We start from the raw sequence: 10,874 nt of genomic DNA, 5'->3' as shown, positions 1-10,874 counted from the left end.
ATCGCATTCGCGGGTAAACCCGCTCCCACAGGGATTGCGGTCAGATCTCTAGATCTCGGTATCACAGGCAATCAGCTGCCTGACCAGCCCCTGAGCCAATGGCGACAAGCCATATCCCACCCGGCTCACCACCCCATAGCGGGTATAGAACGCCTCTTCCTGATCCGCTGCCAGGTCCACCAGTTTCAACGCGACCAGCCCACCTTCCATTTGGTAAGGCCGCAAGTTTGCATTGCAGGCGATGCCAATGGTGTCCGAATGCCTCACTACATTCAGCAGCGCATAACCATGCTCGCACTCCACCGTGGGCAGAAAGTCCTGGCGCCCGCTGAGGTCGCTCAGGATCTTGCGGATGTTCGGCGGCCGGAACGTGGTCGCCAGCGGGTAATCGAATACGTCCCGTGCCCGCACTTCAGCCTGCTCGGTCAGCGGGTGCCCGGCACGGCAGCAGAAGTGCCAGCGCTGCGGGGCCAGCTTGTGCACCCGGTAATCCGGGTCGGACTCGAACTGGCGAGTGTCGGCAACGAAGAACTCGATCTCCTCGGCGATCAGCTTGCGGTTCAGCGCTTGCCAGTGATCCACCTGGAAGCAAGTGCGCGCTGCCGGGTATTCGGCAACGAAGCGCGCCACCGCCCGCGGCACCAGCCCGCCAGCGGGCGCTGGGCCGGAACCGAAGCGCACCACGCCGGTGGTGGCGCCATTGAACTGATGAATCTCGTTGACCAGGTTATGCGCGCCATGCACCAGGCGCCGCGAGTGCTCCAGCACCAGCAACCCTTGGCGGGTGGGTGACAGTTCCTTGCTGGCGCGGTCGACCAGGCGGCAGCCGATGTTGTGCTCCAGGGTCTGGATGCTGCGGCTGAAGGCCGATTGCGACAGGTTCACCGCCGCGGCTGCGGCGACAAAACTGCGGTGCTCGACAAGGGCAATGTAGTGGCGTAACTGACGCAGATCGATATGCATTTTCTACATTAAAACCTTCGGTCAAATGCAATTGCTGACAAGGGCGAGTCCCCTTATAAAGGGTGTTACTTATTCCACAAAATATGAATTACAAATATTTATATCTCTTAAAAGAATATAAGCCCGACTGACCGCGATTCGGTTCCGCCAACGGAAATGCTCGCCCAGGGCCCATGCCTCAAGGAGCATTTGCATGACTGGACTTTCCCGTTGGCCTGCGCGCGCGTCGCGTTTTGCCTTGCAACCCTTGGCCGCCGGCGTGTTGCTGGCGGCTTCCAACGGCAGCTTCGCCGAAGAACCCGTCAGCGTTACCCCGGCTGTGGAACAGGAGGCCAAGCTCGGCACGGTCACGGTCAATGCCCGCCGCCGCGAAGAAACCGCGCAGAGCGTGCCCACGCCCATCAGCGTGCTTAGTAGCGAAACCCTGGAAACCCAGCGCATCTACCGTGTGCAGGATCTGCAACAGCTGGTGCCCAGCACCAACGTCGCCTATGTGCATGCACGCCAGTCGAGCATCTCGATCCGGGGCCTGGGCAATAACCCGGCCAGCGATGGCCTGGAAGGCAGCGTCGGTATCTACCTGGACAACGTCTACCTCGGCCGCCCGGGCATGGCAGTGTTCGACCTGCTCGATGTCGAGCAGCTGGAAGTGCTGCGCGGCCCGCAGGGCACGCTGTTCGGCAAGAACACCACAGCGGGCGTGCTGAACATCACCACGCGCAAGCCAACCTTTCATACAGAAGGCAGCGTCCAGCAATCGATTGGCGAGGACGGCTACCTGCAGACCCAGGGCAGTTATTCCGGGCCGATCACCGAGACGCTGGCTGGCCGTATCAGCGCCTATCACACCGAAGACGATGGCTATGTGAAGAACATCCATAACGGCGACGAACTCAACGGCGGCAAGCGCCAGGGCTTTCGTACCCAGTTGCTGTTCAAACCGAGCGAAACCTTCAACCTGCGCTGGATCGGCGAATACAACGAAGAGGACTCCAACAACGGCATCCTCAGCCTGTACAGCACCGGGCCGACCATCAACGGCGTCAACCGCTATGAAAGCCTGGCCGCCCAGGCTGGCGCCACGCTTGTGTCGGGCAAGGACCGCAAGGTCAACTTCGATGCCGACCAACAGGTAACGGTGTTCCAGGGCGGTACTTCGGTGGAGGCCAACTGGACCTTGCCCAACGACTTCACCCTGACTTCGATCAGCGCCTATCGCTGGTGGGACTTTACCCCGCGCAACGACGACGGTCTGAATGTGCCGGTGTTCTACAGCGCCGGGGTGTCGGTGCGCGACAAGCAGTACTCGCAGGAAATCCGCCTGGCTTCGCCTACCGGTGGCGCCTTCGACTACGTGCTGGGCGCGTACTACTTCAAGCAGGACCTGGACAACAAATCCTTCACTTATTACGGCCCGCAGGCCGATATCTGGAACATCACCCCGGCCGGCGCACTGAACAACGTCAACACCCTTGGCGACGGCCATATCGATACCGACAGCTACGCGCTGTTCGCCCAAGGCACCTGGCACCTCACCGACCGCCTGGACTTCACCGCCGGCATCCGCGGCACCTACGAGGAAAAGAGCGCCTGGGTGACCCGCGATGCACCAACCGGTGGTGCGGCAGTTACCGGGGCTGCCGCTGCTGCGCGCCAGGGCAGGGTGGGGGCTTACGATTCGGGAGATCTCAACCAGTACAGCTTTAGCCCTTCCGGACTGCTGGGGCTGAGCTACCGCTTCAACGACCAACTGCTCGGCTACGCCACCCTGACCCACGGCGAGAAGTCGGGGGGCGTGAACCTCACTGTTGGCGCCGCGCCACGCCTGGGCACCGACTCACTACTGGTCGGTACCGAGCGGGCCAACAACGCCGAGTTGGGCCTCAAGAGCACGCTGTTCGACAACCGCCTGCAACTCAACACCAACCTGTTCTGGACCGAGGTGCATGGTTACCAGGCCAACGTCTACGACCAGATCAACCGCGTGCAGTACCTGGCCAACGCCGGCAGCGTGCGTTCGCGCGGCCTGGAGTTCGAGGCCACGGCGCTGCCGATCAGCGGCCTGACGGTGAACTTCAACGGCTCGTGGAACGATGTGCGCTACCTGAAGTACGACGACGCACCGTGCCCACCGGAAGTCAGCCTGGCCAATGCCACCGCCACCTGCGACCTGTCCGGCCACCAGGTGGTCGGCGCCTCCAAGTACATCGCCAACCTCAACGGCGAATACACGTGGCAAGCCAGCCAGCACGTCGAGCCTTACGTCACTGCCAGCTACGCGTTCCGCTCTAGGGCGGTGGGCACCATCGACGATTCCGACTTCGGCCAGATCCCCAGCTATGCGCTGGTCAACCTCTCCGCCGGTGTGCGCCTGGATCAGGGCGACGGCGTGGTCGACCTGTCGCTGTGGGTGAAGAACGCTGGCGACAAGACCTATTTCACCAGCCTGTGGAACTCCGCCAACGGTGGTTATGCCGGCGTGCTCGGTACCCCGCGCACCTTCGGCGCCACTGCCCGTTACGACTTCTGAGCACAAGGAGCTTTGCCATGAATGCCAAGACTGAAACCCCCGCACTGCCTGAAGGCGCCTGCCTCACTGCCAAAGTCCCGGAGCGCGCCGAGGCGCTGCTCGGCGATGTGGTGGTCAACCCTTACCGCCTGGCGCCGCTGACCGCGATCATCCGCGACGGTGGGCGCAGCCTGAGCGCGGCCCATGTGCGGGTGCGCGGTAAGGGCGAGCGCGGTGTGGACATTGCCTACGAGGTGTCCGAACGCTCGCTGTGGACCTACGGCGGCATCCCGGTATTCGGCCTGTACCCGGACCACGTCAACCAGGTGGAAGTGACCTACAAGCTCGACGGCGAGCGCATCCGCGAGCAGTACCAGATCTACGCCCCGGCCGTGCGCCTGCCGGTGGTGGCGAAACAGACCGCCGCACTGCCGGAGGTGGAGCCGGTCAAGGTGGCGCCAGGCTTCGAGCAGCGCCTGTACCTGTTCAACCATCTGCAAGGTGATATCCCCGGCGGCCGCGCCTTCAAGTGGAACGGCCTGGGCGGCGCCGCCGAATGGGACCAGGTGGGCAACAACTGGATCGCCGACAGCAATGGCGACGTGCGCTGGTACCTGGACATCGAACAGATCCACGACTCCAACCGCCGAGACGGCCTGGGTGGGACCATGGGTTTCCAGCAGACCCGCGATGGCAAGCTGATCTGGGGGCAGGGCCAGACCTACTCCAAGTTTGACCTGCTGGGCCGGCGCATCTGGCAGCGCAACCTGCCGGACAAGTTCGCCGACTTCTCCCATGAGATCCGCGAAACGACCAACGGTACGTACCTGCTGCGGGTGGGGACCAGCGATTACCGTCGCCCCGATGGCAAGCGGGTGCGCTCGATCCGTGACCACATCATCGAAGTCGACGAAACCGGCGACGTGCTGGACTTCTGGGACCTGAACCAGATTCTCGACCCCTATCGCGGCGACTTGCTGGAAACCTTGGGCAAGGCGGCGATCCAGCTGCCCGAAGGTGTGCAGAAGCAGGATGATCGGCTGGCCAACGAACTGGCCGAGGGCGACTTGCCGTTCGGCGATACCCCTGGCGTGGGCACCGGGCGTAACTGGGCGCACGTCAATGCCATTGACTACGATGCCGATGACGACAGCATTATCGTTTCAGCGCGTCATCAGGGCGTGGTGAAGATCGGTCGCGACAAGCAGGTGAAGTGGATCCTCGCTTCTCCACAAGGCTGGCCACAGCATTTGCGCGAGAAGGTGCTGACCCCCGTCCAGAGCGAAGGCTTCGACTGGTCGTGGACGCAGCACACGGCCTGGCTCACCGGCAAAGGTACGTTGACGGTGTTCGACAACGGCTGGGGCCGCGACTTTGCCCCGACCAAGCTCAGCGGCAACTACAGCCGGGCGGTCGAGTACAAGATCGATGAAGCCAAGGGCACGGTCGAGCAGGTCTGGGCGTATGGCAAGGAGCGCGGCGACGAGTGGTATAGCCCGGTGACCTCGGTGGTTGCCTACCGGCCAGAGACCGATACCCAGTTCATCTATTCGGCGTCGGTGAATTTCCTCACGCCCGAGAAGCTCACCACCACGGTGCTCAATGAAGTGCGCCGCGGCACTCAAGAGGTGCTGGTGGAACTGAAGGTGCACAGCCGCCAGCCGGGCTCCGTTGGCTACCGGGCCTTGGTGATCGACCTGGCCAAGGCATTCTGATCGATTCCTGCCGGGAGGGCCGTCGGTCCTCCCATCACATTTCCTTCAGCAGCATCGTCTAACCTGTACCGGCCTCTTCGCGGGTAAACCCGCTCCCACAGGATCTCCACGGCTTTCAGTGCCTGTGGAGTACCTGTGGGAGCGGGTTTACCCGCGAAAAGGCCAGTTGCCATTGTGCAGAATCATGGATTTTTGCCCAGGGTGTTCAACCATTCGTTCTTTTTTTCGAACAGCCTATTGTCCAACACCCCAGCAGCCGCTTAGCATTCGTTTGAGATTTCAAACGCTCGATGCCCTGCCTTGGGCGCTTTTCAAACAATCAACAATTCGGGAAGCCGACATGCAGCTCAAAGACGCTCAGTTGTTCCGCCAGCAAGCCTTCATCAACGGTGAGTGGCTGGATGCGGACAGCGGCCAGACCATCAATGTGACCAACCCGGCCACTGGTGAAGTCATCGGTACCGTGCCGAAGATGGGCACCGCGGAAACCCGCCGCGCCATCGAAGCTGCCGACAAGGCCCTGCCGGCCTGGCGTGCACTGACCGCCAAGGAGCGTTCGAACAAGCTGCGTCGCTGGTTCGAACTGATGATCGAGAACCAGGACGACCTGGCTCGCCTGATGACCACCGAACAAGGCAAGCCGCTGGCCGAAGCCAAGGGCGAAATCGCCTACGCGGCCTCGTTCATCGAGTGGTTCGCCGAAGAAGCCAAGCGCGTCTACGGTGACACCATCCCAGGTCACCAGCCAGACAAGCGCCTGATCGTCATCAAGCAGCCAATCGGCGTTACCGCGGCCATCACCCCGTGGAACTTCCCGGCCGCGATGATCACCCGTAAAGCCGGCCCTGCCCTGGCCGCTGGCTGCACCATGGTGCTCAAGCCTGCTTCGCAGACCCCATACTCCGCCCTGGCCCTGGTCGAGCTGGCCACCCGCGCCGGCATCCCGGCTGGTGTGCTGAGCGTCGTTACCGGCAGCGCTGGCGAAGTTGGCGGCGAACTGACCGGCAACTCCCTGGTACGCAAACTGTCCTTCACCGGCTCGACCGAAATCGGTCGCCAGCTGATGGAAGAATGCGCCAAGGACATCAAGAAGGTTTCCCTGGAACTGGGTGGCAACGCCCCGTTCATCGTGTTCGACGACGCCGACCTGGACAAGGCAGTCGAGGGCGCGATCATCTCCAAGTACCGTAACAACGGCCAGACCTGCGTCTGTGCCAACCGCATCTACGTGCAGGACGGCGTCTACGACGCGTTCGCCCAGAAGCTGGCCGCTGCTGTCGCCAAGCTGAAGATCGGTAACGGCCTGGAAGAAGGCACCACCACTGGCCCGCTGATCGACGGCAAGGCTGTCGCCAAGGTCCAGGAACACATCGAAGACGCCGTTGGCAAAGGCGCCAAGGTGCTGTCCGGTGGCAAGTTGATCGAAGGCAACTTCTTCGAGCCGACCATCCTGGTCGACGTGCCGAAAACCGCTGCTGTCGCCAAAGAAGAGACCTTCGGCCCACTGGCGCCGCTGTTCCGCTTCAAAGACGAAGCCGAAGTCATCGCCATGTCCAACGACACCGAGTTCGGCCTGGCCTCGTACTTCTATGCCCGTGACATGAGCCGTGTGTTCCGTGTCGCCGAGGCCCTGGAATACGGCATGGTGGGTATCAACACCGGCCTGATCTCCAACGAAGTCGCGCCATTCGGCGGTATCAAGGCTTCGGGCCTGGGCCGTGAAGGTTCCAAATACGGTATCGAGGACTACCTCGAAATCAAATACCTGTGCATCAGCGTCTGATCGCCGGGTAAACGGTTTTACCTCTGCCAGCGGGGCGCGAGAGCGACGTCTCGCTGGCCTTTTTGACATCGCAGTACCTGGTGGCCAGGGCGTTTACGGCAGTCGATCAACGAATACTGTTCGCGAGCACTCCCAGCCACCCCCGAATAAAAGCGCCGCTGATCGGCGCAAATGAGGGCATTATGAGCAAGACCAACGAATCCTTGATGCAACGTCGTGTAGCCGCCGTCCCACGTGGCGTCGGCCAAATCCACCCGATCTTCGTCGAGTCCGCGAAGAACGCTACGGTGATCGACGTTGAAGGCCGCGAACTGATCGACTTCGCCGGCGGCATCGCAGTACTGAACACTGGCCACCTGCACCCGAAAGTGGTTGCAGCTGTGCAAGAGCAGCTGACCAAAGTCAGCCACACCTGCTTCCAGGTGCTGGCCTACGAACCGTACGTAGAGCTGTGCGAAAAGATCAACAAGCTGGTCCCAGGCGACTTCGACAAGAAGACCCTGCTGGTCACCTCCGGCTCCGAAGCCGTTGAAAACGCCGTCAAGATCGCCCGTGCCGCCACTGGCCGCGCTGGCGTGATCGCCTTCACCGGCGGTTACCACGGCCGTACCATGATGACCCTGGGCCTGACCGGCAAGGTCGTGCCGTACTCCGCTGGCATGGGCCTGATGCCAGGCGGCATCTTCCGCGCCCTGTTCCCGAGCGAGCTGCACGGTGTCAGCGTTGACGACGCCATCGCTTCGGTCGAGCGCATCTTCAAGAACGACGCCGAGCCGCGCGACATCGCCGCGATCATCCTCGAGCCAGTACAAGGCGAAGGCGGCTTCCTGCCTGCGCCGAAAGAGCTGATGAAGCGTCTGCGCGAACTGTGCGACAAGCACGGCATCCTGCTGATCGCCGACGAAGTGCAGACCGGCGCTGGCCGTACCGGCACCTTCTTCGCCATGGAACAAATGGGCGTCGCGCCTGACCTGACCACCTTCGCCAAGTCCATCGCTGGCGGCTTCCCGCTGGCCGGTGTGTGCGGCAAGGCCGAGATCATGGACGCCATCGCTCCGGGCGGCCTGGGCGGTACCTACGCTGGCTCGCCAATCGCCTGCGCGGCGGCTCTGGCCGTTATCCAGGTGTTCGAGGAAGAGAAGCTGCTGGACCGTAGCAAGGCTGTCGGTGAGCACCTGACCACTGGCCTGCGCAAGATCCAGGAAAAGCACCCGATCATCGGCGATGTTCGTGGTCTGGGCTCGATGATCGCTGTGGAAGTCTTCGAAAAAGGCACCCACACCCCGAACGCTGCTGCCGTTGCCCAGGTTGTGGCCAAGGCGCGCGACAAGGGTCTGATCCTGCTGTCCTGCGGCACCTACGGCAACGTCCTGCGTATCCTGGTTCCGCTGACCGCCGAAGACGCGCTGCTGGACAAAGGCCTGGCCATCATCGAAGAGTGCTTCGCTGAACTCGCCTGATGTGATGCGCTTCATAAAAAAACCCGCTTAGGCGGGTTTTTTTTGTGCCCAGAAATGCCTCATGGCGCTATGGTTGTGGAAGGATTTGCCTTGGAAGCTGCGAAGGACTGTGTGTCAGGGATTTTCAGGAGTTGGCCATGAGTGCTGCAGACCCCACCCCACCGTGCGTGCTGATCGCCGAAGGCGACCCTTGGGTACGTGAAATGTTGAGCGAAATGCTGCTCAGCGTGCGTTGCGATGCCCGCTTGCAGGTCTGCGCCGACGGCTCGCAGGCGCTCACGGCGCTGGCCAACAAACCCGACCTGATCATCGCGGCCCGCGAACTGGCAGGCCTGGATGGCCTCGACCTGCTGCGCAAAGTGCGCGCCAAGGGCCCGGGGCTGCCGTTCATTCTCATGAGCGAGCGCAGCGACAGCGCCAGCGTGCGCGAAGCGTTGCCGCTGCACCCTACGGCTTACCTGAGCAAGCCACTGAACCTGGACAAGCTGCGCAAGAGCCTTGAAGAGCTTTTGCTGGCCGTGGGCGAGCAGATCGCCTGCCCGGTGCCGCCGCTGCAGCCGGGCGCCAGCCTGCCGGCCTACCTCGAACAGCGCCGTGCCACCGCCGATGGTGGGCCGCTGTTTGCCGACGTGCAGGTGGCGATCAAGCGTGCGCTCAACCCTCAGGGCCTGAACCTCAAGGTGCTCGAAGAGGAAGTGCGTGACGACCCGCAGATCACGGCTGTGCTCATCGCCGCTGCCAACAGTGCCGGCCTACACCGTGATGCACCTGTGCAGACGCTGATGCAGGCGCTGAACAAGCTCGGAAGCACCCAGAGCATGAACCTCATCCTGGGCCTCACCCTCAAGCGCAGTGCGCGCCTGAGCGACCCGCTGCTGACGCAACATGCTACCCATTACTGGAACCTTTCGCTGCACACCGCCGAGTACGCCCGCTCACTGGCGCGGATGCTCGAGCTGGACCAGGAGCGCTGTTACTGCGCCGGCCTGCTGCATTGCCTGGGCGATCTGGCGGTGTTGCGCAGCCTGCAGGAGTGGCGCCTGGCCGGTGGTGAGCTGGACGAGGACCGCGTGCAGCTGTCGCTCAATGAATTCGGCGCGGCATTCGGCTCGGCGTTGCGCACCCGCTGGCGCCTGCCGCTGAGCCTGCGCGAGCTGATCGCGGCGATCTATCAGCTGGGTGGCGGGGTGTATTCACGGGAGATCCTGGCCTTGAACCTGGCCGGGCAATTGGCTCGCCTGCCGGCGGGTCAGGGGTTGGAGAAGGTGGCCAGCAACAAGACCGCGCGCTTGCTGAAGGTTGGGCTGGCTGAGCTCAGCCGGTTGCGCAAAGTGGACAACCCTGAGGTGAAGCCGCAGGGGGAGGCACCACCTGCTCCTGAAGAACCCGCTTCGACTTGAGATTTCGGGGCCGCTTCGCGCCCCTTTCAGCCACGGACTATCCGGTTCTTGCCCTGCCGCTTGGCCCGGTACATCGCCGCATCGGCACGGGCGAACACGCTGTCCAGCGATTCGTCTTCATCGGTCAGCCCGGTTAGCCCCTGGCTCACCGTCACACTGTACGCCTCATCGCCATGGCTGAAGCTCTGCCGCTGGATTTCCCGCTGCAGTCGCTCGGCGATCTGTTCGGCCACCTGTGCATTGCATCCCGGAAATACCGCCGCGAACTCCTCTCCACCGATACGCCCGAACAGATCGCCACGGCGTAATACGGCCTTGCCGCTGTCGGCGATGCGCTGCAGCACCTGGTCGCCTTCCTGGTGCCCGTAGCTGTCGTTGATTCGCTTGAAGTCGTCGATGTCCATCAGCAGGAAAGCCAATGGCGTGCCGTCTTCTCGGGCGCTGTCGAAGGCCTGCTGGGCGCACTCGAAGAAGTGCCGCCGGTTGCTGCTCTGGGTCAGCACATCGGTGGTGGCCAGGCGCTGCAGTTCGCTTTCCAGTTGCTTCTTTTCAGTGATGTCCTCGGCGATGCCGACAATGATCACCCGGTCATCTTCGCTCTGCTGGTTGATGTAGCACTTGTCACTGAGCCAGCGCACCTGGCCATTGGCGTTGAGGATGCGGTATTCGCGGTCTTCCACTGCGCCCTTGAGCAGTACCTGGGCCAGGCTGCGCTCGGCGAACTCCAGGTCGTCAGGGTAGATGCTGTCGCGCCATTCGTTGTAGTCGGCCAGCACCAGGCTGGCCGGTCGACCGAAGATACGTTCGTAGGCGGGGCTGACGTAGAGCACCTGACGGGTTTCCCAGTCGAAGGCCCAGAGCACGGCGTTGACGCTGTCGAGCAGCGAGCTGTACAGCTGTTCGCGTTCACTCAGGCGGGCAACTTCGCCCTGGGCGTGGAGCAGAGCCAGCAAGGTTTGTGCAGCTTCAGGAGGCGGGGTACCTGACAAGGATGGAGGTAGGTTCTTGGCCATGAGCACGGAGCAGTTCTCATTGATAGGGCGC

Annotated in this window: 7 protein-coding genes; 5 read left to right on the top strand and 2 right to left on the bottom strand. The window is 62.6% G+C overall.

Annotation, left to right across the window (positions count from 1 at the left end; all coding sequences use genetic code 11):
* Positions 1-48: 48 nt before the first annotated feature.
* Positions 49-963 carry a LysR family transcriptional regulator gene (locus tag H040_RS12255; protein WP_027917649.1) on the bottom strand — a complete coding sequence of 305 codons (915 nt, stop codon included), beginning with the start codon at positions 961-963 and terminating at the stop codon, positions 49-51.
* 193 nt (positions 964-1,156) lie between these two features.
* Between H040_RS12255 and H040_RS12250 the strand changes: the two genes are divergently transcribed.
* The 5 genes from H040_RS12250 (at position 1,157) to H040_RS12230 (ending at position 9,830) form a co-directional block, all read left to right on the top strand.
* Positions 1,157-3,493, top strand: coding sequence for a TonB-dependent receptor (locus H040_RS12250; RefSeq protein WP_027917648.1), 2,337 nt, complete (start codon positions 1,157-1,159; stop codon positions 3,491-3,493).
* Positions 3,494-3,510: 17 nt separating this feature from the next.
* Positions 3,511-5,187 carry an aryl-sulfate sulfotransferase gene (locus H040_RS12245; RefSeq protein ID WP_027917647.1) on the top strand — a complete coding sequence of 559 codons (1,677 nt, stop codon included), beginning with the start codon at positions 3,511-3,513 and terminating at the stop codon, positions 5,185-5,187.
* 340 nt (positions 5,188-5,527) lie between these two features.
* The gene (gene gabD / locus H040_RS12240; protein ID WP_027917646.1) at positions 5,528-6,970 is read left to right on the top strand and encodes an NADP-dependent succinate-semialdehyde dehydrogenase; all 1,443 of its coding nucleotides are present in this window, start codon (positions 5,528-5,530) and stop codon (positions 6,968-6,970) included.
* A 182-nt stretch (positions 6,971-7,152) separates the two neighbouring features.
* Entirely contained in the window at positions 7,153-8,430 is a 1,278-nt protein-coding gene (gene gabT / locus H040_RS12235; protein WP_027917645.1) for a 4-aminobutyrate--2-oxoglutarate transaminase, read from the top strand.
* 137 nt (positions 8,431-8,567) lie between these two features.
* Positions 8,568-9,830 carry a response regulator gene (locus H040_RS12230; RefSeq protein ID WP_027917644.1) on the top strand — a complete coding sequence of 421 codons (1,263 nt, stop codon included), beginning with the start codon at positions 8,568-8,570 and terminating at the stop codon, positions 9,828-9,830.
* A 26-nt stretch (positions 9,831-9,856) separates the two neighbouring features.
* Here the strand turns inward: H040_RS12230 and H040_RS12225 are convergent, their stop codons facing one another.
* Positions 9,857-10,843: a GGDEF domain-containing protein gene (locus tag H040_RS12225; RefSeq protein WP_050437181.1), complete on the bottom strand. Its 987-nt coding sequence runs from the start codon at positions 10,841-10,843 to the stop codon at positions 9,857-9,859.
* Positions 10,844-10,874: the final 31 nt, after the last annotated feature.

The sequence above is a fragment of the Pseudomonas sp. URMO17WK12:I7 genome (assembly GCF_003269045.1).
Classification (GTDB): domain Bacteria; phylum Pseudomonadota; class Gammaproteobacteria; order Pseudomonadales; family Pseudomonadaceae; genus Aquipseudomonas; species Aquipseudomonas putida_J.
Note: the sequence above shows the minus strand (reverse complement) of the source record. Positions and strands in the feature narration are given on the sequence as shown.